The sequence below is a fragment of the Clostridium sp. CCUG 7971 genome (assembly GCF_017590215.1).
Classification (GTDB): Bacteria; Bacillota; Clostridia; order Peptostreptococcales; family Peptostreptococcaceae; genus Faecalimicrobium.
The window spans coordinates 37,776-60,758 of sequence record NZ_JAFFPK010000072.1 but is presented as its reverse complement, the minus strand read 5'-3'; the positions used below and the strand labels follow the sequence as shown (position 1 = coordinate 60,758).

General features: G+C 25.6%; 27 protein-coding genes and 1 other annotated feature. Of the genes, 21 read left to right on the top strand and 6 right to left on the bottom strand.

All coding sequences use genetic code 11. The features are described 5' to 3' along the window. Positions 1–238: 238 nt before the first annotated feature. Positions 239–568 (bottom strand): hypothetical protein, encoded by a 330-nt coding sequence (locus JWF52_RS10560; protein WP_208333522.1) that lies wholly within the window; start codon positions 566–568, stop codon positions 239–241. Between the two features lie 211 nt (positions 569–779). On the opposite strand from JWF52_RS10560, the gene JWF52_RS10555 reads away from it, so the two are divergent. From JWF52_RS10555 to JWF52_RS10545, 3 genes are read left to right on the top strand one after another with little or no spacing between them, the layout of a single operon-like run. Next, the gene (locus JWF52_RS10555; protein WP_208333521.1) at positions 780–1,922 is read left to right on the top strand and encodes a helix-turn-helix domain-containing protein; all 1,143 of its coding nucleotides are present in this window, start codon (positions 780–782) and stop codon (positions 1,920–1,922) included. After that, a complete protein-coding gene (locus JWF52_RS10550; RefSeq protein ID WP_208333520.1) occupies positions 1,909–2,193 on the top strand; it encodes a hypothetical protein in 285 nt (94 codons plus the stop codon). The genes JWF52_RS10555 and JWF52_RS10550 overlap by 14 nt, the downstream gene beginning before the upstream one ends. 13 nt (positions 2,194–2,206) lie before the next feature. Continuing rightward, positions 2,207–3,877: a MutS-related protein gene (locus JWF52_RS10545; RefSeq protein ID WP_208333519.1), complete on the top strand. Its 1,671-nt coding sequence runs from the start codon at positions 2,207–2,209 to the stop codon at positions 3,875–3,877. Between the two features lie 183 nt (positions 3,878–4,060). Here the strand turns inward: JWF52_RS10545 and JWF52_RS19335 are convergent, their stop codons facing one another. After that, positions 4,061–4,423, bottom strand: a complete 363-nt coding sequence (locus JWF52_RS19335; protein WP_286184109.1) for a BRCT domain-containing protein — start codon at positions 4,421–4,423, stop codon at positions 4,061–4,063. Positions 4,424–4,774: 351 nt separating this feature from the next. Next, positions 4,775–5,014, bottom strand: coding sequence for a 3'-5' exonuclease family protein (locus JWF52_RS19325; RefSeq protein WP_286184108.1), 240 nt, complete (start codon positions 5,012–5,014; stop codon positions 4,775–4,777). A gap of 168 nt (positions 5,015–5,182) precedes the next feature. Here JWF52_RS19325 and JWF52_RS10535 point away from each other — a divergent pair, with 168 nt between their 5' ends. From JWF52_RS10535 to JWF52_RS10525, 3 genes are all read left to right on the top strand, one after another. Beyond that, positions 5,183–5,503, top strand: a complete 321-nt coding sequence (locus JWF52_RS10535) for a hypothetical protein (protein ID WP_208333518.1) — start codon at positions 5,183–5,185, stop codon at positions 5,501–5,503. Positions 5,504–5,602: 99 nt separating this feature from the next. Next, positions 5,603–5,761 carry a GNAT family N-acetyltransferase gene (locus JWF52_RS10530; protein ID WP_208333517.1) on the top strand — a complete coding sequence of 53 codons (159 nt, stop codon included), beginning with the start codon at positions 5,603–5,605 and terminating at the stop codon, positions 5,759–5,761. A gap of 27 nt (positions 5,762–5,788) precedes the next feature. Then, positions 5,789–6,247 carry an HIT family protein gene (locus JWF52_RS10525; protein WP_208333516.1) on the top strand — a complete coding sequence of 153 codons (459 nt, stop codon included), beginning with the start codon at positions 5,789–5,791 and terminating at the stop codon, positions 6,245–6,247. Between the two features lie 247 nt (positions 6,248–6,494). Here the strand turns inward: JWF52_RS10525 and JWF52_RS10520 are convergent, their stop codons facing one another. Beyond that, positions 6,495–7,016, bottom strand: a complete 522-nt coding sequence (locus JWF52_RS10520; protein WP_208333515.1) for a hypothetical protein — start codon at positions 7,014–7,016, stop codon at positions 6,495–6,497. A gap of 477 nt (positions 7,017–7,493) precedes the next feature. Then, positions 7,494–7,730 (bottom strand): hypothetical protein, encoded by a 237-nt coding sequence (locus JWF52_RS10515; RefSeq protein WP_208333514.1) that lies wholly within the window; start codon positions 7,728–7,730, stop codon positions 7,494–7,496. Between the two features lie 159 nt (positions 7,731–7,889). Here JWF52_RS10515 and JWF52_RS10510 point away from each other — a divergent pair, with 159 nt between their 5' ends. The 8 genes from JWF52_RS10510 (at position 7,890) to helD (ending at position 16,089) form a co-directional block, all read left to right on the top strand. Next, a complete protein-coding gene (locus JWF52_RS10510; protein WP_208333513.1) occupies positions 7,890–8,447 on the top strand; it encodes a GNAT family N-acetyltransferase in 558 nt (185 codons plus the stop codon). Between the two features lie 377 nt (positions 8,448–8,824). Next, complete coding sequence (locus JWF52_RS10505; RefSeq protein ID WP_208333512.1) at positions 8,825–9,502, top strand: hypothetical protein; 678 nt, start codon at positions 8,825–8,827, stop codon at positions 9,500–9,502. A 9-nt stretch (positions 9,503–9,511) separates the two neighbouring features. After that, positions 9,512–10,327 carry a polymer-forming cytoskeletal protein gene (locus JWF52_RS10500; protein WP_208333511.1) on the top strand — a complete coding sequence of 272 codons (816 nt, stop codon included), beginning with the start codon at positions 9,512–9,514 and terminating at the stop codon, positions 10,325–10,327. A 12-nt stretch (positions 10,328–10,339) separates the two neighbouring features. Then, positions 10,340–10,960, top strand: a complete 621-nt coding sequence (locus JWF52_RS10495) for a DUF4004 family protein (RefSeq protein ID WP_208333510.1) — start codon at positions 10,340–10,342, stop codon at positions 10,958–10,960. Positions 10,961–11,473: 513 nt separating this feature from the next. After that, positions 11,474–11,848 carry a ribosomal maturation YjgA family protein gene (locus JWF52_RS10490; RefSeq protein ID WP_286184107.1) on the top strand — a complete coding sequence of 125 codons (375 nt, stop codon included), beginning with the start codon at positions 11,474–11,476 and terminating at the stop codon, positions 11,846–11,848. A 246-nt stretch (positions 11,849–12,094) separates the two neighbouring features. Beyond that, positions 12,095–12,289: a hypothetical protein gene (locus JWF52_RS10485; RefSeq protein ID WP_208333509.1), complete on the top strand. Its 195-nt coding sequence runs from the start codon at positions 12,095–12,097 to the stop codon at positions 12,287–12,289. 392 nt (positions 12,290–12,681) lie between these two features. Further along, the gene (locus JWF52_RS10480) at positions 12,682–13,689 is read left to right on the top strand and encodes a C45 family autoproteolytic acyltransferase/hydrolase (protein ID WP_208333508.1); all 1,008 of its coding nucleotides are present in this window, start codon (positions 12,682–12,684) and stop codon (positions 13,687–13,689) included. Between the two features lie 162 nt (positions 13,690–13,851). Continuing rightward, positions 13,852–16,089, top strand: coding sequence for an RNA polymerase recycling motor HelD (gene helD / locus JWF52_RS10475; RefSeq protein WP_208333507.1), 2,238 nt, complete (start codon positions 13,852–13,854; stop codon positions 16,087–16,089). Positions 16,090–16,311: 222 nt separating this feature from the next. On the opposite strand, the gene JWF52_RS10470 is transcribed toward helD, so the two are convergent. Continuing rightward, positions 16,312–17,100 carry a CPBP family intramembrane glutamic endopeptidase gene (locus JWF52_RS10470; protein WP_208333506.1) on the bottom strand — a complete coding sequence of 263 codons (789 nt, stop codon included), beginning with the start codon at positions 17,098–17,100 and terminating at the stop codon, positions 16,312–16,314. A 191-nt stretch (positions 17,101–17,291) separates the two neighbouring features. Between JWF52_RS10470 and JWF52_RS10465 the strand changes: the two genes are divergently transcribed. The 7 genes from JWF52_RS10465 to JWF52_RS10435 all read left to right on the top strand — a co-directional run bounded on the left by JWF52_RS10465 (position 17,292) and on the right by JWF52_RS10435 (position 22,977). After that, on the top strand, positions 17,292–18,092 hold the full coding sequence (locus tag JWF52_RS10465) for a class I SAM-dependent methyltransferase (RefSeq protein WP_208333505.1): 801 nt from the start codon (positions 17,292–17,294) through the stop codon (positions 18,090–18,092). Between the two features lie 260 nt (positions 18,093–18,352). Beyond that, entirely contained in the window at positions 18,353–18,649 is a 297-nt protein-coding gene (locus JWF52_RS10460) for a YciI family protein (protein WP_208333504.1), read from the top strand. Positions 18,650–18,951: 302 nt separating this feature from the next. Beyond that, positions 18,952–19,192, top strand: a binding site (T-box leader). Between the two features lie 56 nt (positions 19,193–19,248). Further along, a complete protein-coding gene (locus JWF52_RS10455; RefSeq protein WP_208333503.1) occupies positions 19,249–20,418 on the top strand; it encodes a MalY/PatB family protein in 1,170 nt (389 codons plus the stop codon). Between the two features lie 30 nt (positions 20,419–20,448). Next, the gene (gene nhaC / locus JWF52_RS10450; protein ID WP_208333502.1) at positions 20,449–21,864 is read left to right on the top strand and encodes a Na+/H+ antiporter NhaC; all 1,416 of its coding nucleotides are present in this window, start codon (positions 20,449–20,451) and stop codon (positions 21,862–21,864) included. Positions 21,865–21,918: 54 nt separating this feature from the next. Next, positions 21,919–22,191: a hypothetical protein gene (locus tag JWF52_RS10445; protein ID WP_208333501.1), complete on the top strand. Its 273-nt coding sequence runs from the start codon at positions 21,919–21,921 to the stop codon at positions 22,189–22,191. Positions 22,192–22,456: 265 nt separating this feature from the next. Further along, on the top strand, positions 22,457–22,621 hold the full coding sequence (locus JWF52_RS10440) for a hypothetical protein (RefSeq protein ID WP_208333500.1): 165 nt from the start codon (positions 22,457–22,459) through the stop codon (positions 22,619–22,621). Continuing rightward, positions 22,600–22,977 (top strand): YcxB family protein, encoded by a 378-nt coding sequence (locus tag JWF52_RS10435; protein ID WP_208333499.1) that lies wholly within the window; start codon positions 22,600–22,602, stop codon positions 22,975–22,977. Before JWF52_RS10440 ends, JWF52_RS10435 begins: the two co-directional genes overlap by 22 nt. Positions 22,978–22,983 lie beyond the last annotated feature (6 nt).

The following is a 22,983-nucleotide window of genomic DNA, read 5'->3' as shown; positions in this document are numbered from 1 at the left end:
TCTATTGAAGAAGATAAAAATAATTCATCAAATGTAAAATTTAAAGAAAGAAATCAATTTTTAACAGAAAAAAAGAAGGGATATTTAAGTATAGCTTAAAAACTATTTCATATGATAAAGGATTTCTTGAATACGTATTTTACATAAATTTAAAATAAAATATACTTTAATAAAGGCTATAGTCCTATTTGAGACTATAGCCTTTATTAAAGTATATTTTATAAAATTTTTAAATAGGTTAAATTTCAGTAAGATATTCTTTTTTTATCGCAAGGTGTTTTGTTATAAAATTTGAAAAATGAAATACTAGTAATATTAAAAGAAGATACGGATTTTTAATATTTAAAACAGATGCACCTAGAATAAATAAAACCATAAGTAAGCATGTAATTAAACTACTTTTAAATTGAAAGTTAAAATAATCATCTTTACTAGATTCAAGTTTATTATCATCTATAAGTTTAACATCACTTATCCAAACTGATATTTTCTTATTCTTAATACACCAGAAATTATAAAATATAAAACATGGAATAAATATTACCATGAATATGATGAGACTATACATAAATAATCACCTCTTATTATTTTTATTAGGATACTTTATATAATATAAATTCTATAGAAATACATTTTCTGAGAAAAAATTTAAGATATTATATAAAAATTGTAAATTAACTTACAGTTAAATTTATTAATTAAAAGTTAACTACTTATCCATTGTTAATAGAATTCACCTAATCTATACTATAAATATACCATATTAAAGGAGTAAATTAATGGAAAAATTAAAAATTGGGGAGTCAATAAAATCACTAAGAAGAAATAAGAATGTAACTCAAGAGCAATTAGCAAATATAATAGGAGTATCAACACCTGCAGTATCTAAATGGGAAAGTGGTACAAGTTATCCAGATATAACAGTACTTCCCATACTTGCGAATTACTTTGAAGTCACAATAGATGAATTATTAAATTATAAAAATGAATTAACTAAAGAAGAAATTGAAGAAATATTTAAAAAATGTGAAGATTTAATATCACAAGAAAAGATAGATGAAAGTATAAATTTATGTGAAAAGTACATAAGAAAGTATCCATCTAATTATGAATTAAAGTTTAATCTAAGCGCAATATACACTTTGGCTGCTGTAAGAAGTATAGCTGGTAGTGATAAGTACAATGACATACTTTCTAGGAATATAGAGATTTTATTAGATATAGTTGATAATACAAATGATATAAAAGAAAAAGAAGGCTCACTTATACAATTAAGTAGCCAGTACATGTTAATAGATAAGCCAGATAAAGCAGAAGAAATTTTGAAAAAAATATATAAACCAACATATGATCCACAGGGTATGTTATCAATTATATACCTTAGTCAAGGTAAGGTAGAAGAATCTAAAAAATTAATGCAAGAAATTTTATACAATGCCTTAATTGAAGCTAAAACTTCTTGTATGTCACTGGCAATGTCATATTACAATTATAAAGATTATATGGATGAAGAAGATATAGATTTTGAAAAGGCAAAAAAATATTATGAATTAGCTTTAGGTATTGAAAAATCAACTTCAGAAATGAATATGACACATACAATATATTCTCAATTAGCTCATATGTATATGAAAAAGAAAGATAGTAAAAGTTCTATTAGATGTTTAAGAAAAATGCTTGATTATCTAAAGGATGTAAATATTAATGATCGAATGAAAATTAATGATATATGGTGTTTTGATAAAATGGAAGAAAAAGCAATAAAGATGAAAACTAATCTTTATGAGCATATTATTGTGTCTTTAAAAGAAGGATTTAGTGATTTTATAGGGAATAAAGAATTTGAAGAAATAATAGAAGAATTAGAAGTATTAAGTGAAAAAATAAAATTTAAAACAAGGGGGAGCGATGTTATTTATTGATGATAAAAAATCAAATTTGATAAGTAAAGTAATTATAATAATGACCGTAGTTATTAACATAGGGGCATTTTTTATATTACCGGATCAAATATTGGTTCAGATAAATAAGTCACATACGATGTCAAAGATAATTGTATTAGCTATGATACCAATACTTCAAATTTTAATATTCAATATAGGGAAGGAAAGAGGCGAGTTAGGCATACATATGATAGCATTAATAATTATGCTTGTTGCTGACATAGCTGTAATAGGAATGAATTTGTTATAAAGAGGGAGACACAATGAGAGATATAGTCAATTTTTTACTAGGTATGGGATTTATATTTTTAATAGGAGTTTCATTTTCTCTATTTGATTACATGAACAAAATGAAATTCATAAAAGAAAGTATACTAAACAATTATGGAAAAGAAATAGATTTAGAAGATGTTAAATATAAAATGGTAAGTGTTTCAAGTTACTTTGAAAATAAAAAAATAAACAACTGTATAGATGATATAACTTGGAATGATTTAAGTATGGATGATATATACAAGAAAATAAACAACACTCAAAGTAGTGCAGGTCGTGATGTACTGTATACTATGCTAAGATGTCCATTATATGATAAGGAAGCTTTATCAAAAAGAGACAAGGTTATAGATTATTTTAGAAATGATGAAGAGAAAAGAAGAGAAATACAATATACACTAGGAAAGCTTGGGGAAAGTAAAGAACTATATACTACAAACTGTTTATTTAATGAAATGGATAATAGTAAGAGTAAGCTATTAAGATATAAAATTCTTTCTTATATTCCTTGGATAAGTATATTATTATCACTTTTAAATGGATATTTTTTAATTTTACTTATAGCAAGTATAGGAGTTAATATATGGATCAGTTATAATGACAAACAATATAACTATAATATAGACGGTTTTACTTACATAATATCAGTAGTAAGAGCTGCTAGTAAGATAAAAGAATTAAATATAGTTGATATTGATGATAATTTAGATGATATATCTGCCAGTTTAGAAAAGGTTAGAAAAATTAGAAATAAATCAATAGATGGAAGCTCTCAAATAATTAATTCTGATGTTAATGTACTTAGTGAATATATTAACATGATAACTTTAAAAGAATTAAAAAACTATGAGAAAGTCAAAAATACTGTTATAAAAAATTCTAAAGAGTTTAAAGAAATATACGATTATGTAGGAACTGTTGATGCATTAATAGGCGTTGCATCATTTAGAGATAGTTTAGATTATTACTCTAAACCAAATTTAAAGAAAAGTAATTGTAGAGAAGAAAATAAAATAGAATTTGTAGATATATACCATCCACTAATAAAAAATCCTATTGCAAATAGTGGTATGTTTAATAAAAGTGTACTTCTTACAGGTTCTAATGCATCAGGTAAATCAACATTTATAAAGACTGTAGCAATAAATGCAATATTATCTCAAACAATATTTACATCTTGCGCTAGGGAGTATAGTTCTTCGTTCTTTAATATATATACTTCAATGGCCCTAAAGGATGATATATTTAGCAGTGAGAGTTACTATATAGTTGAAATAAAATCTTTAAAAAGAATAATAGATAGTGTAAATGATGATATACCTTGTTTATGTTTTGTAGATGAAATATTAAGGGGGACTAATACAGTAGAGAGAATAGCATCATCAGCTGAAGTTCTTTCACATTTAGAAAAAAATAATACTGTTTGTTTTGCAGCAACTCATGATATAGAATTAACTCATTTACTAGAAGATAAATTTGAGAATTATCACTTTGAAGAAACTATAACAGATAATGATATAGAGTTTGATTATAAACTTCATAAGGGAAGAGCTCAAACTAGAAATGCTATAAAATTATTAGGATTTATGGAATATGATAAGGATATAGTTCAAAAGGCTGATAATAGAGCTAAAGCATTCTTAGAAACTGGAAAATGGTAGTTAATATAGAAATAAAAAGGATATATTCTAATATTACAGTATATCCTTTTTAATTAATATTAGTAATTAAATATTGTAATAAAAACTACACTTAAGGCTTATATACTTGAAAATATCTATCTTAAGTGTAGTTTATTTTTAAAGAATATGATTTATATGTTACAATACTTTATAAAAATGATATTAATTAGTTTCGCAAGCTGGATAACCCATTAATATACTTTCTAATTCTTCTTCATTTAAGAATATGATATTTTGATTATATACGTTATTATATCTAACTGCTGTTTTTAATTTTGATGACATCTGAGATGAATCAAGTTTGTATATATTAGGTGTATTAGTAATTAATATATCAGTTTTTCTTGTAACTGAATCTTTAGCTATACCACCTAGAGAAGAAATTAGAAGTTTAGCCTCATGCCTTTCCATACAGCTTAGAGCACCTGTAAAAGAAACAACCTTACCTTTAAAATAATCTGAATCTGAGTTAAATAGTGGATTAACTTCATCTCTACTATAAGTATTTGATTTAGATGAAGTCATACCAATATTAAGTTTACTACAAGGAGTATATGAGTTTTTACCAAGTGAACCTAATTTAAATCCTACTAATTTTGATATATCGTATATACTATCTAAGTTTAACTCCTTTGATATTTCAAGTAAGATATTAGCACATGCACTTGCATCTTCTGAGGCATGATGATGTTTAAATTTATATCCTAAGTGCTTATTTACAGTACTAAGTTTAAAGTTATTTAAATAATTATAAAATATTCTAGAAGCTACTAAAGTGCAAGCGTAGTCAAATACAGGATATTCTATAGAGTATTTATCTAAAGTATTTCTAAGTACTGATATATCAAATGAAGCATTATGAGCAATTACTAATTGTCATTCTAGATATGGCTTTATTTGTGGCCACAATTCATCAAATTCTTTTTCATTAATAACATCAGCTTCTCTAATACCATGCACTTGTATATTTCTACTATCAAATATAAAAGGATCAGGCTTAATAAGCCAATATTTTTCTTCAACTATATTACTATTTTTTACAACTGTAATACCTAAAGAACAAGCTGATGCACGAAATGCATTGCTTGTCTCAAAATCTATTGAAACAAAATCCATAAAAGTATTTTCCCTTCGTTATTTATATATTAATTATATATTAGTTTGTTAAAATTTAAAATTGGAGTTTATTAAAAAGATTATAATTAATGAATTTTTTGAATTTATAGATTTTTATTTATATAAAAGATACAATTACTATGGACTATAATATGATTAGAGGTGGATATGATTAAAGATTCAGTAATAATAATTAGCTACTTAGCAATGATACTTATGGGTGGAGTAGGTGTACTATTATCTAAATTTTTATCAGATAAGATTATGTCTTTAGATGAGCGAAGATTTTTTATAGAAGATAAAAGTGAATATATAAAAATAAAAAGAAAACAACTTAAAATGCTTGGATTATATTATATATTAATCGGAATATTGTTTTTAACTATTATAAAAAGTCAAATTATTATTATGATACTTTCATTTTTAATGCCAGGAGTAATAATAGGTAAGATGGAGCATAAATTAAAGCAGTTATATAAAGTGATTTAATAGTTAAATGAAATGATTAAAATAGGGGGATTGTTGTGATTGAATTTTATAACTCAAAAGAAATTAATATAGATAAAGTAAAGAAGTTTTATTGTAATTATGAAGAGATTTGATAATAGATGGTTTATAAGATTGGGAATCGTAAGAAAAGATAGTAATGAATTGATTGGATCTGTAGCACTACATCATTTTGACTATGAAGAAAATAAGCTAGAAATCGGATATAATTTAAAGGAAGTTTATTGGAAAAAGGGATAATAAACTAGATATTTATGGGGGGATATAATGGAAGAGTGGCAAAAAAATAGAATTGAATCAGCTAAAAATGGAACAAATCCAATGTTAATGATTGAGACTAATGGTGGATTTGCTGTTTTTGGAGATACACAATTTCTACCTGGATATTGCGTATTATTACCTAAAAAAAATGTGTTTTCTTTGAATGATTTATCTTTAAAGGAAAGAGAGACTTTTTTAGTTGATATGAGTATATTGGGGGATGCAATTATTGAAGTATGCAATCCAATTAGAATTAATTATGATGTTTTGGGTAATACTGATAAATTCTTACATGGACATGTATTTCCACGATATGAATGGGAAAGTGAAGAAAGGAAGAAAAAGCCAGTATGGTTATATGATGAATCTAACTGGTTTGATTCTGAAAAATTGTATAATGAAGGTAAACATAGAGAAATAAGAAAAAAAATTACACAATATTTGAAAAATTATTATCAAAGATAATTTTGATAAATTGAAAACTATTTATAGCTTATTACAAAGTTAGCTAACATAGCCTATAGTTATAATTATATATCTAAATAAGCTAGACACTAAGTTATTATCAATTTTAATTAAACTTTTATTACTGTCATTAAATTCAACAGAAACAACATGATGGTCTATATCTGACTTACTTGCTGTAAAAAAATAAAAAAGGTTATCTCAAGTATTATATATATTACTTGAGATAACTTTTATTAAATTTAATCTAAAATGCGCATTCTATAAGGTTAATATTTCTATATTCTACAGCCATTGGTATAAATCTAACTCTACCAGCTTCGCAAGCTATTCTAAATCCTTGAATACTCCTACGATCAGCTCTATCTACGATCAAGAAGAAATTAGAAGGATTAAAACCTCTTCTCATTTCTATCCTAACTATTGCCATTCTCCTACAGTTATTTATAGTAAATTGCCCACCACCAGGTGATATAAAAGGAGTAGGAGATTGCCCACCACCAGGTGATGCAAAAGGAGCAGCAGATTGCCCGCCACTAGGTGATATAAAAGGAGGATCGTTATCCTCTTCTGAATAGTTATCACCATCGTCAAATTCATCATAATTTTCGTAATCTTCAAAAGGCATAGAAGGCGCAAATAAGTTAGCAACTTCTACGTATTCATTTGTAATATCCGCATTAGGATATGCATTTTGTAACTCTCTAATATATACAGCCATAAACTTATAATAATTGTCCCAATACTCTTGCCAATAATTTCTTTCCATTGCTGATTCCCCTTTTTATGATATAAATATTGTTCTATATATCATATGTAAATATTAAGAGATGGTTCTTACATATGTAAAATAATTTACTTTAAAAAAAATAACAATAAAAAATAAATAGATTATAAAATTATAAAGCTTGTACCCTTAGAATATAATAAAGGGGATAAGAGTTTTAAAATTTATTTTATTAATAATACAGGAGAATAATATGAATTAATACCATCATTATAAAGATAAAAATAAAAGTATCTTAGATGAATTTAGAGAATCTATAAAAGACTATATTCTTATATTTTAGAATATAGTCTTTAGTTTGTATTTTTAATTGTACTATGGACCTTAGTTAGAAGATATCATAATAACTAAAATAAGCTTGATACTAATATTTCAAAGTTTTTATTATCAATTTTAATCAAACTTTTATTTCCATCATAATATTCAATATAAACTACACGATAATCTATATCTGATTTGCTAGCTGTGACCCCATAATAGTCCGAATATACCCATAAATAAAAATCCTAGAATAATTATAACTATAACATCTGTAATATTTCTCTTGTATCCTATATACTTTACTTCATAACGGCTTACCATATCTTTAGAAAGCTCCATATTATTCTTAGAAGATTGAAATACTAAATTTGACGTATCGTCAGAGATAGATATAGTATGATTGTTGTATTCATCTTTAATTACTACATTGTTCATTGTAAAATCGTCCTAATAAATACATATATAATTTATATTATCATATATTTTAGGGATGTACTAAAATCTTTTATTAATATATTTAATTATTGATAAAGCATGTCGTTTATATTAAATATATTGCACAAGATGAACGATAGAATCAAAAGAGGTGATTAAATGGAATTTCAATTACTAGAAACAACTAGATTATATCTAAGACAAATAACTCAATATGATGCAGTTGATATGTTTGAATACCTATCAAATTATACAGTAACTAGAAACTTAGGTAGAGAACCATTAAATAGTATAAGAGAATCATATGAAATAATCGCTAATCTAGAATACGATTATAATGATACTAGAGGTATGAGATGGGCAATGGTACACAAAAATAATAATAAATTAATTGGAACTATAGGATATGATTTACTAGATACAAAAAATAAAAGAGCAGAGATAGGATATGATTTAAACCAGTATTATTGGAATCAAGGATTCACAACAGAAGCTATAAGTGAAGTAATAAAATTTGGGTTTGAGCAATTAGATATAAATAGAATTAGCGCAGTAGTATTTTTGGAAAATAAAGCATCTCTTAAATTACTTGAAAAGTCAGGATTTAAAAAAGAGGGTATATTAAGAGACTATATTATACAAGATTACTTTCCTAAAGATGTAGAAGTATTATCTTTATTAAAAAGAGAGTATTATATAGAGTCGAATAATTATTAATTTTAAGAAAAACGTACAAAAAGAATTATTTTGTAAAAGAGTGACATTTTTCGTTTAATTACATAGCTTGTATTAAGCGAGTAAAATCGCTTAATACAAGGAGATGATAATATGCTTTGTCGTTGTAGAGGTTGTAATAGATTATTTTTCCGTTTTAGAATCTGCAGAAGATGTGGATGTTGTTGCAGATGCTGTAGATGTAGATAGTACTATTTAGATAAATATATCTTAGCTTTGATTTAAAAGGAGTTGCCTCAAAGTGATTTAGTAATCATTTTAAGAGGCAACTTTTTTATATGCTTATTATTCTTGACAGTGCAACAATGTTTTGCTACTATAAATATATTAAATAAAACATTGTTATGAAAGGAGTTAATATGAATAATAAATTACACTCTATAAGATTAGACGGAGTAGGACGAAGTGGTGGCGGAAAATTTGAAGATATAAATATATCAGGTGTTTATTCAATTGATGGAGATTTAAAATGCAATAAATTTGATGTCTCAGGAGTATTAAAAAATAGTAAAAATATACATTGTGAAGAGTTTACAGTATCAGGAGTACTAAATAGTAGTGAATCATTAGAAGCACAAAATATAAATGTATCGGGAGTTGCAACTATTGAAAAAAATATAAAATCTCAAAATATTTCAGGAGAAGGCTGCATAAAGGTAAAAGAAGATATTGAAAGCGAGAAAATAGACATAGAAGGTAATATTAGATGTGATGGACTTATAAATTGTGAAGATTTTTATTTATTTGCAGTAGGAGAATCAAAAATTGGTGAAATAGGTGCAACTAATATTGAAATATGTGGTGAAGAAAAATCTAAGAATATATTTAAAGTATTTGTACCTAAAAAAATTAAAAACAACAAAGTATACATTAAAGTAATTGAAGGTGACAATATAAAGTTATCAGACTGTGATGTTGATATAGTAAGATGTAAAAACATAGTTATAGGTGAGAACTGTAAAATAAAAACAATAGAATATAGTGAAAGTATTGATATAAATGAATTATCAAAAGTTGATAATGTAAATAAAATATAGGAGGAAAAAATGGAGAAATCAAATATAAAGTTATTAGGTGATGGATTTATCTCTGAAGGTGAGTATAACAATATAAAGATTATAGGAAGTGGCGAATCGGTAGGTAATATAAAAGCAAATAAAGTAAAAATAGTTGGAGATTGTAGTTTTGATGGTAATTTAGAGTTTGAAAGTTTAAAAGTAATTTCGGATTCTACTATAAAAGGTACTTTAAATTGTAAGGATTTTAAAGTAATAGGTAGCACTAGGATAGACGGAAATTTAATTTGTGATAGTCTTAAGGTAGTAGGTGACTTAGTTGTAAAAGGAACTTGTAAAATAAATAACTTAGTGGTAACTGGAGAAGTGGAGTCTTTTTATAATATGGAGTGTAACAATGTTGCAATAAAGGGCTCACTAAGATGCAAAGAAAATATAAATTCTAAGTATATAAAATCTTATGGGGACTTAAAAGTAGACAAAAATATAGAATCAGAAGTTATAAATATATATGGAAATATTATTTGTAATGGCCTATTAAATGCAGAAGAAGTAATTATAGCTCCAAGAGGAAGATGTAATTGCAATGAAATTGGAGCTAGTACTATAGAAGTTACAAAAAAGCCTAAAGGAATTTTTAAGCCTGTTACTTTATTTGATAGAATAGGAACTTTAAGTTGTAACTTAATAGAGGGAGACAGAATAAGTTTAGAAAAATCTAATGTAAAAAACATAAGAGGCAAAGAAATTAAGTTGAATAATAAATGTAGAATTGATAATGTAGAATATAACGACGTATTAGAAGTATCATCTGATTCTACTGTAGTAAGCAGTAGCAGGATTTAAGTAGGAGGAATTATGGAAGAAAATTTAATATCTAAAAAGGAATTACTAGAAGTTACTAATATCTCTTATGGACAATTATATAGATGGAAAAGAAAAAACATTATACCTGAAGAATGGTTTATAAAAAAATCTACTTTTACAGGTCAAGAAACATTTTTACCTAAAGAAAAAGTTTTAGAAAGAATAGAATATATATTATCAATGAAAGATGACATATCTTTAGATGATATGGCAAATATGTTTGCTAAAAAAGAAAGTGATAAAAAATTTGATATAGAAAGCCTTGTATCAAAGAATGTAGTATGTGAAAATACTAAAAATATATTTGAACAAGTATATAAAACAGATGAGGTTGGAAAAAAAGAAATATTAATACTAAATATAATAGAAAGTTATTTAATTAAATCTATTATAACTATAGAAGAATTAAAACAAATAATATCTATAATAGACAATAGTTTTGATAAATTGTATTATGAAGAAGCAAAAATATATTTATTTAGAAAATTAGGTGTACCTTTTGCAGTGGGATGTAAGAGCTATAAAGATGTTTTCTTTGATGAAAATATGGTAAAAATCATTGATATTAATTTAGTAAAGGAAATAAGTGAAGTAGCTAAAAAAATGGTCTAAAGGAGAGAGAGACTATATATTTAAATTTATCACTTATGGACTATATTTTTGTTATATATAATTGAGAAAAGAAAAAATAAACTAAATATTAGTAAAATATTTAGTTTATATATTAAAAGATGTTATATATGTTTACATTTAAGTTAGCGAATAATGAAATTTTTAAATGAATGATTTGATACTTTATTATCAATCATTCATTTTTCATTCTCAAAACATTAGCTCCTAGTAATGCTAATCCTATAAAAGTAATAGATACTATATAATCGGCTGAAAGAAAATAGAATAATACAACAAAGAATATGAAATGTAATAATATTATAATTGCGTTTTTAATTGCTTGAATATAGATCACCTCTATTTAAGTTATAATAAATTAATATTTTGAAATACAGTTTAATTATAATCTTAATTATAGTCATAGTAAACTAAATGTTATATTAAATACATATTTAAAAATTCTAATAGAAGGATAATGGATATATTAAATAAAAGCTCTAAGGTGGTGATATTTTGAAAAAGAGGATTACATATTTTATAATTACCATATCAGTAATATTTATGGGCTTATTATCAAGAAAATTTATGTTTATATTTCCCCAAAGTATTGCTCCATTTGTAGGTGACATGTTTTGGGCTATGATGGTTTATTACGGATTTAGGTTTTTATTTTTAAAACTAACTATTTTAAAGAGTTTTTTAGTAGCAATTATTTTTTCTTTTTCTATAGAGGTGAGTCAGTTATATCAAGCTGATTGGATAAATAATATACGAGCAACTACTCTTGGAGGATTAGTACTAGGATATGTTTTTTTATGGGAGAATTTAATAAGTTATAGTATAGGAATAGTACTTGGAGTAGCGATTGATAAATTTGTTTTTAATTAAAAAATAGTTAAAGGAACATTATAATGTAATGTGCCTTTTTTTAATCGCAAGGAAAATATAATATTTAAATATGTTTTTATAGAATTAAAGGAAGAATAGTATAAGAAAAAATCTAAAGAAATTCGGAGAAATTTGCCTTTTTTAGCGTCAATAATAAAATATTGGATATCTTAAATTTAATTGAAAATATTGCAAGGTATCTAATATAAATTAAAGAGAACAATAAAAAATAAAGGAGATAAACAAATGGAAGATAAATCACTTATGGAAGATTTAAAAGATTTAGGTAGACAACTTCTTTATTCAGAGGCTGAAAATACAAATACAGATACAGAAACAATAGTTGAAATTGATAGTAATGGTAATAAAAGATATGTAACAAGAGCAGGTGCAGGTCCTGAAACTCATAATACATTAGATGGTAATAGAGATTTAAAATAATAGATATATAATAAATGAGAAAATGACTATAATAAAAATTATAGTCATTTTTATTATTTGATTTATTTAGTAATATTATAAGCTCTTGGAAATACTAATATTGAGAATTTTAAATATGATAACAATTAAAATAGTCTTAATATAACCTAGATAAACAATTAGTAAATAGGTATTAAATAAATTTATTGATACTTGTTTTACTACAATTAATTGTAAAATTTAAAACTTAAATTATAATTTTATAAATACAAAATATAGTAATTTCAATGGGTTTAGATTATATAAAATTGATAAATGTTATCAATTTTATATAATCGTTGAATATAAAATTTTATTCAAATATAATGAATTTAGGTTCCGGAGCCTAATACAGACAATAGGAGAATAAAATTATGTATCATGGAAGATTTAAAGGAACCCACTATGAAGCAGGATATAAGTGGGGAGCTTTACTAAATAAAAATGGAAAGACACTAAACAACTGTCCCACTTATGAGGTAGAAGAAACAAAAATCCAATTTGGAAAAGAATGTAAAGAGATATTTGAAAAATATTATCCTGAGATAGTTCAAGAAGTTAAAGGAATCGCCCATGGAAATGAAACTTCCTTTGAATACTTATGTGGAATGTTATTTTCTATGTATTGTTTTGAATTTGATAATAAATGTACTTGTTTTGCCATAAATAACAAAGAGCAAATTTTATTTGGTAGAAACAGTGATTTTTTAGTAAGTCTAGAAAAACTATATATGAACTGTCTTTACAACTTAGATAATGTTTACTCATTTAATGGAAATACAACAGCCTTTGTTCAAATGGAAGATGGAGTAAATGAAGAAGGTTTAGCAGTAGGTTTAACTTTTATATATCCAAAATTAAGAAAACCAGGATTTAACGCAGGATTATTAGTTAGATATATTCTTGAAAAATGTAAAACTACGCAAGAGGCAATTACAGCCATAAAAACGCTACCAATAGCCTCACAACAAACTATTACCCTTGCTGATAAAAATGGCCATATAGCGGTAGTTGAATGTAACTGTGAAAAAGTGGTAGTGATAACACCAAAAGTTGGAGAAGATTTTGTAGCAACTGCTAATAATTTTAACACTACTGAAATGGAAGACTATAAAAACACTCAAATAGACGATTGGCGTTCTGGTGAGAGATATGAAACAACTAAAAATGCCTTAGTTAAGAATAAAGATAAGTATGGTCTAGATTTTGCTACGAATTTACTTGGTGGTAAGTATGGATTTATGTGTCAATATGACAGAAAAACTAATGCTGATACTGTTTGGTCAGTAGTTTATGATTTGAAAAATAATCAAATTTGGAGGGTAGAAGGCAACCCTAGCCGTAAGAAGTTTAAGGAAGATACCAGTTTTAAAATAAAATAGTTTAATCTATATTTTTATGGGATAGAAAATGTCTTATTTCTATCCCACTGTAATTATACCATAAATAGATTCTTTTTTTAAGACTAGGAATATATCTCCATTTCTATATAATTGATAGAGTGAATTAAACAAGTTAATTTATATAATAAAGGAGGATATACTATGAGTCTAAATAATTATGAATGGAATCTCGAAAATGAGTGGTTGCAAAAAGTTCTTAAAGAGGCTAAAAGACAACTTGATGAAAAACGTAATGCTAAAGATAAGTTAGAAAAAGAGGCTAGAGAAACACAAAGAGAACTATGGAATGACTTAGGATCTATTTCTATACAAAATGGATTAGACCAACTTTCAGACTTCATGTCATTTATGGATACTATGAAAAATCAAAAAAGAAGCCATGAGTTTACTAAAAAACTTGAAGAAAAGTATGAAAAAATGCTTGAATCTCCTTATTTCGGTCGAATTGACTTTGTTGAAGAAAATGAAGATTTTACTCAAAAGTGTTATATTGGGTTATCAAATCTTATTGATGAAGATTATGATTTTCTTGTGTATGACTGGAGAGCATCTATTTCGAGTATGTTTTATGACTATGAAATAGGCCTTGCAAGCTATGAATGTCCAGAAGGTATAATCTCTGGAGAAATTACTGGTAAAAGACAATACAAAATAAATAACGAAAAAATTGAGTATATGTTTGATAGTAATTTAAGTATTGATGATGAAATGCTACAAGAGATCTTGAGTAAAAACTCTGATGATAAAATGAAAGGTATAGTTACAACTATTCAAAGAGAGCAAAATAAAGTAATTCGTAATGAAGATTGTAAACATCTAATTGTTCAAGGAGCTGCGGGAAGTGGTAAAACTTCTGTAGCACTTCATAGAATTGCATATTTACTATATAAACACAAAGATAGGATAACACCTCAAAATATAATAATATTTTCTCCAAATAATATTTTTAATGACTATATTTCAAATGTATTACCTCAACTTGGTGAGGATAATATGTATCAAACAACATTTAAAGACTACATGCATAAAGAGCTAAGTAATCAATTTAAGAAAGAGACTTCTTCAGAGATGATGGAATATATACTTGATTCTAATGAAAAATTAACCTATAAAGATAGAATTAAAAATATAAAGTTTAAGACAGCAGTAGAGTTTATGAATATTTTAAAACGATATATAAATGACTTAGAAACAATATCTAGAGATTTTGAAGATATTATTGTAAGAGATAAATTAATAATTTCATCACAAGATATACAAAATCTATTTATAAATGATTATTCAAATTTACCAGTTAAAAGAAGACTTCAAAAAATAAAATCAAGAATAGCGTTTCTTGTTGAACCATATGAAAAGGCTTGGATTGATGAAGTATATCAAGAACTTGACAAGTCTGGAGAGTTTATAGATAAAGAAGAAATGGTAGAGAAAAGCACTTCTATTGTAAAAGAAAATTTACAAGAGATATATGCTAAAATTTCACAAATGACAGAGTTTAATTTAATTGAGATTTATAAAAATCTATTTAAAAATTTAAATACAATTTCAAATAAAATAAATATTGAATATGATAAGAATTTTATAGATCATATAAAGACTTATACAATAGATAACTTAAATGCAGAGACTCTTTATTATGAAGATCAAGTTGCACTTTTATACTTAAAGGTTGCACTTGGGGATATTCTAAATACATCACAAATTAAATATGTAATTATAGATGAGGCACAAGATTACACACCACTACAATATGAAATATTTTATCAACTTTTTAAATCTGCCAATATGACTATATTAGGAGATATAAATCAATCAATTAATCCATTTATGAATGTTGGAAATTATAATAATATTTATAATATATCAAAGGATGATACTTGCATAATAAACCTAACAAAGAGTTATCGTTCAACAATGGAAATTACTAAATTTTCAAGAAATATTTTAAATGAAAATGTAAGTGATGAATATGTTGAAAGACATGGTGATGAGCCTAATGTTATTGGTTTTACAGATAAAGAATATATGAATAAAAAGCTTATTGAAGATATAAAAGATTATAAGGAAAATAATTATAAATCTGTTGCTATTATTACAAAAACAGCACGTGAAGCTAAAGATGTATATAGCTTATTAAAAGCAAATAATATCGATACAGTATCTATAACAAAAGATGATGATGATTATAAAAATGGTGTATTAGTGATACCTTCATATCTAGCTAAAGGTCTTGAATTTGACGTAGTTCTTATTTATGATGCAAGTAATAAAAATTATAACAGTGAAGAGGAAAGATTACTATTTTACACTTGTCTAACGAGAGCTCTTCATGTGTTAAATATATATTATTTAGGGGAAATTACTTCTTTATTAAAATAAATATTCAGGTTATAACTCATATTGAGCCCTATTATTAATTATAAAAATAAATTCAATGATTTTTGTCTATAAGTATGTAGATCATACTTTGAATAATATATAAACTGTATTATTTAAAGGGGAGAATTTTCAGAGCTAGTTTTAATAAACAAAGAGGCTATTTAATTTAAATAGCCTCTTTGTTTATTTTTAGTATATAAATGATTAATAAGTAATTTTAATTTAAAATAGTATAGGTAAAAATAATAATTGCATAAATATATGTGAAAACATGTGAGATATAATAGAATATTCCAAGCCTTTTTTCCAATATATATATCCAAATAATATTCCTGCGAAAGCATTCATAAATATAATTCTAAAAAGTACAATAGACGTTACATTAAAGCTTAAATAAACTGCGGGTAAATGTCCTAGAGCAAATACTAAACTTGATATTATTATAGAAGTCCAGTAAAAACTTTGTGGGATATCTTCCTTATCTTTTTTTCTTGCAAATATTTTATATAATATAAAAGTAACTAGTGACATAAAAAATAATCTTAGCATGATTTCTTCAACTATCCCACCATACACTATTCCAGACAATAAATATAACGGTGAAAATGTAGAAGTTGAGTTAGCTATTTCTGGAATTAATTTAGCAAATACGAACTTTTCAGATAAAGTTATTACTGCTGCATTTATAAATCCAAATAAGATTGCTAGTTTAGCACTACATAAATTGAACTTATACTTTTTTTCAGTGAATATATTTTGTAATAAGCCTTTGTTTAAGTTTGTTGCTCTAGATAGTTTTAATCCTAAGAATCCTAAAATAAGTCCGTATAATATGGCACTTTGAATTGTAAATATACTTATGAAAATTTCCTTAGACATTCCCTGAAGTTGCTCAGGATTTAAAAGTGGAAGTTGATATAATCCTGTAAATAGTCCCCCTAATCCTGATAAAATCATAAATATAAAACTTACCTTTAAGTCATTTTTATTTAATATTTTTTTATCCAACATACTCATATCCCCTTTAGAATTTATTTTTATGGTTGTTATATATAATATATAACAACTATAAAATATGTGCAACTGTTTTTAATTATTTCAAATTGAAATAGTTTTGAAAGCTATTTAATAATTAACATCTTATTTTTATAGCATAAATACTATATTATATACTACTATTTAATTAATAAATTAAAAGGTTGGTGGTAGTTATAAATATTTTTGAAGAGTTAAAAAAGTATTACGAGGACTACGATGAAGATAGCAGATTAATAAAAGATAAGGCTCATAATGTTGAGTTTATTACAACAGTTAATTATTTAGATAAGTACATTAAAAATGATAACAAGATATTAGAAGTTGGAGCAGGGACTGGTAGATACTCTTTTTACTATAGCGAAAAAGGGGTTAATGTAACAGCTTTAGAGTTATGTGAAAAGCATGTAGAAATAATGAAAGGTAAATCTAGCTCTAATTCAAGTAATATAGAGATAATTCAAGGAAATGTATTAGATTTAAGTATGTTTAATGATAATACATTTGATGTGATTTTGTGCTTAGGACCTTTGTATCATCTTACAACAGAAAAGGATAGAGATACTTGTATAAAAGAGTGTTTAAGAGTATTAAAGCCTAAAGGCGTATTAGCTATATCATATACAAATAGACTTTCTCAATTTATAAAGATGATGCATCGAAATAAAGATAATATAAATGATATAGAGCTTAAAAGAGTAGTAGAACATGGTTGTGAGTTTGGGGATTCAAGAGATGTTTTTTATTTTTCAAATTACGATGAAATTGAAGCTTTAATGAACTCTAATTCAATAGAAAAGTTACATCATTTAGGTACTGATGGGGTATCTGATTTACTTAGAAATGAAGTTAATCAATTTGAGTACAAGGAGTTTGATTTATGGATTAAATATCATTTAGATACTTGTGAAGATAAAAGTATAATAGGATATAGTATGCATGGATTGTATATAGGACGTAAACTTTAATGAACTAAAAATTTAATTATTTATAATTGAGAATAATATTTTGAGCAATACTGGAAGTAATATTTAAATATATAACTAAGTTTATAGTACTGAGTGTAATCATAGGAATAATTATTGAATATGTATATAAGAAATAAAAATTGGAGTTTTTAGCATAAAAATGGTTTTTTAAATGTATTTTTAAGGGTATTTTAAGGCTAGTAATAAAAAATATTAGTTTAATATATTTATCATATATAGTTGAAGGAGTATAACAAAAAATGAAATATTTTATTGTTGAAGGTATAATAAAAAATTCAGATCCAATTGATGAAAATACTATGCAAGAACACATGGTTTATTCTAAAAAAGCGATGGATGAAGGCTTAATATTAATGTCTGGACTTAAAGAAAATATGAGTGGTGGAATATTTGTTATGAAAGCAGAGTCTCTTGAAAAAGTAGAGGATTATCTATCTGACGAACCATTTAAACTTTCAGGTATACAAGATTACCAGGTTATAGAGTTTTCACCTCATTACTTTAATCAATCACCTAGTGAATGGTTTAATAACTAATTTATAAAAGTAAGCATAAATATTGCTCTAATAATTTTAAAAATTTCACTTTAGAGCATAGTAAAGGAGCATTAATTATTGATGCTCCTTTTGTTATTATAATTATTCAAATGGTCTTTAAAAATAATATTAGGGAGAATCGATTAAAAAATAAATCTTGGTGGAGTCGTTGAAATACCATGATTGTATAACACTTAGAATAACTTAATTAAATTTTTTATTTAAAAAATATTTAAAAAATGATTGACTTTTAAAATATATCATATTATGATTTATATAAATCCATACCAAATTAGTAGGTTATAAATGCATTGAAAAAGTAAAGTAGCGTTTTGGAAAATCACAGAGAGGAAAACATAGGTGAGAGTTTTCTATTTAGAAGAAATGTGAAGTGCACTTTGGAGCAGAAGCTCGAATTAACAGTAGAGTTCTCCGGGATCACCCGTTATAGTGATTAGGCATGTTAGTGCTGGAATTTTCGAGCGTAGATATATTTTTTATATCTGAATTAGAGTGGAACCGCGAGTATACCTCGTCTCTATTAAATTAGAGACGGGTTTTTGTATTTAAAAATCAATAATATAGGAGGTAATTTAATTATGAAATATAAATTTGATGAGGTAATAGACAGAAGCAATAACTTTTCAGCAAAATGGTCAGAGATGGATAAAAAATATGGAACTAATGACATTTTACCTATGTGGGTAGCTGACATGGATTTTAAAACAGCACCTTGTATAATAGATGCTCTTAAGAGTAGATTAGAACAAGGAATTTACGGTTATACAACTAGACCAAATTCTTATAATCAGTCAATTGTAAATTGGATTTTAAAAAGATTTAACTGGAATATAAAAAGTGAATGGTTAATTTATAGCCCTGGTGTTATACCAACTATAAGTTTAATAATTCAAGAAATGACTAACAAAAATGATAAAGTCATGATTCAAGAACCTGTATACAGTCCATTTAATAGTGTTGTAAAGGATAACGAAAGAAAACTAGTTATAAGTCCATTAAAAAAATTAGAAGATGGAAGTTATGTTATGGATTATGAGGATATTGAGTCTAAAATCAAAGATGTTAAACTATTTATCCTTTGTAACCCTCACAATCCAGTTGGTAGGGTTTGGACAAAAGAAGAACTAAAAAGATTAGGTGATATTTGTCTTAAGCATAATGTAAAAGTTATTTCAGACGAAATACACAGCGATATAATTTTTAAAGGTTATAGTCATACACCTTTTGCTTCAATAAGTGAAGAATTTGCTCAAAATAGTATTACTTGTATGGCACCTACTAAGACTTTTAATATAGCAGGTTTGCAAATGTCATATGTAATACTTCCCAATAAAGATGATTACAAAACACTAGACTTTGCATTTTCTAGAATTGATATAAGAAGAAACAATGCATTTAGCTTGGTTGCCACAGAAGCTGCATACAATCATGGTGAAGATTGGTTAGAAGAACTACTTGAATATTTAGAGGGAAATATGGATTTTGCTATAAATTATATCAAATACAATATGCCTTCTCTTAAAGTTAAAAAACCTGAAGGAACTTACTTATTATGGGTAGACTTTAGTGAATTAGGATTAAACGAGAATGAACTTAATAAACTTTTAGTTGAAAAAAGTAAGGTTGCTTTAAATAATGGATCATCTTTTGGTATTGGAGGCTACAATTACCAAAGAATAAATCTAGCTTGTCCTAGATCAATGGTTAAAGAAGCTTTAGAAAGAATTAATAAAGCTATTTTAAAATAAATATATTAAAAATCGAGAGGAAATAAAATCATGAGTGAAAATATAGAAAAAAGAAAACCTACATTTAAATTTGCAATGTTAGTAATGATAGCTATTATAAGTTTAACTACTGTTGGTATGGTTGTATTTAAAGCATCTATAACTACAATGTTTTTATTATCTTGGTTAATAGTAGTGCCTGCTGCTATGAGTTTAGGATACACTAACAGTGAGATAGAAGAATTCGGATTTGAAGTTGGAAAGAGTGCTTTTCAATCTAATATAATTATACTTTATGTTGGAGTTTTAATTGCTACTTGGATTGCTGGAGGTACAATACCAACAATAGTTTATAGTGGTCTTACAATAATAACCCCTAAGTACTTTTTACTTACATCATTAATATTATGTTCTCTTACTTCATTATCTACTGGAACATCTTGGGGTACTTTAGGAACTTCTGGGATAGCTCTAATGAGTATTGGTAACAGTATGGGGATTCCTGCTGGTATTACAGCTGGGGCTATAATATCTGGTGCATTCTTTGGAGATAAAATGTCTCCATTATCAGATTCTACAAACCTAGCTGCTGCTATTTGTAAAACTGATATAATTACGCATATTAAGCATATGATGCTTACAACTGTTCCAGCTTATCTAATATGTATAGTTTTATATACAGTTATAGGATTTAAATATGCTAATAATGTTATAGACTATAATCAAATAAATCAAATAAAGGAAGTTTTAAGTTCTACATTTAATATTGGTCTTGTATCATTACTTCCTATAATATTTTTGCTTATATTATTACTACTTCAAAAGCCACCTATAGTTTCTATATTAGCATCTGCTATTTTAGGAGGTATTATAGCAGTAGTTCAAGAAGGTCAAAAAGTTGGAGATTTATTAAACTATGTTCTTAATGGATACTCTATAAAAACTGGAATAACTTATGCAGATAAGCTATTAAATCGTGGAGGAATAATGAGTATGGCTGAAACGGTACTATTAGTATTTATAGTATTTATAGTGGCTGGGATATTACAAAAAACAGGATTTTTAGAAGTATTATTAAAACCTATGATAGATAAAATAGGTAATTCTAGAGCTAAATTAGTTGGATCTACATTTGTTGTTAGTTACTTTGCAAATGCTTTTAGTTCTTCTATGATGTTTACATCTGTATTTGTTGGAACTGTAATGTCTCCTTTATACAAAGAATTTAATTTAAAACCAGAAAATTTATCTAGAATAATAGAAGATACTGCTACATTAGGAGGACCATTAATACCTTGGAACTCTAATGCAATATTTTCTAGTCAAACATTGGGAGTTAGCCCATTTGAATTTATACCGTATTGTTTCTTAAGTTGGATAACTCCAATAATATCATTTATATATGGTGTTACTGGAATTACAATGAAAACTTATGAAGAACAAGAGTTAAAAAGTACAACTATCTAAAATCGTGTAAGTATATATTATTTATAAATGCTGTAAGATAAGGAGTAATTTTATATGGAATTTCATTATTATTATTTAATTCAAGATTTTTTAGGCGTTTTATTATGTTTTTTAGGGATTAGAATGGTTTATTTATGCTTAAGAATAATTTATATAAAAAGTGTTTCAAAAAACTCAATATTATTTTTAATTAAGTACAGTTTATTTATACTAGCAGGAGCTAATCTATTATTTAATAATTTTGAACTTAAACCATGGATTTTAAGTATAGTTTTAATTATTACTTCTGCTATTATTACACCAAAACATAATAAATTAAGCAGTTAAATATGTGCTTATATAAAGATAGATAAAATAAAACTGGGTATAAGTAGGGCAAACCTACCTATACCCAGTTTTTATTTTTAAAATTTATAAATAAAAAATAAATTTTTAAAAACGTTTTATACAAAATAAAGGTCTAATAATAAAAGGTATCTGTAAAGTAGCTGAATAAATAATATCAAAAACTTAAATCTATATTTAGTATATAAATTATAGATATCAAAAATATTAGATGTAAATTATCTAAAAAAATATAGAGGAGAAGACAATGGTTATAAATTATGAAAATACACGTGAAGATTATGAAAAGGGATATGAAAGTTTGTATAAAAGCTCTCTATTAGTAAAATCAATACAGATGGGTTTTGGAATGCTTATTCTTATGGGACTATTTTTTATTTTCTATATGAAATGTCTACATTTTATAATATAGATAACAAACCATATATTAGTGTAATAGTAATACTAATTATTATTTATACAATATTTCATTCTTTACTAAAAAGAATCATTAAAAAAAGTGTAAGTAATACAATAGATAAATTTATAGAGTTAAACCCATCAATGTTAGGAGAAAAATCACTTGAAATTTCCGATGGTAATCTTATATGTAAAAGTGAAAAAAGTCACTCAGAACATAAAGCTAAAGCTATTGATAATGTGGCTGAGAAAGATGGAAGAATTGTTTTATATATTCAAAAATTAAATCCTGTATATGTAATACCTTGTAGTGCATTTAATAGTGAGTCAGAGAAAAATGGATTTATTAAATTAATTAAAAGAGTTTAACTTAAG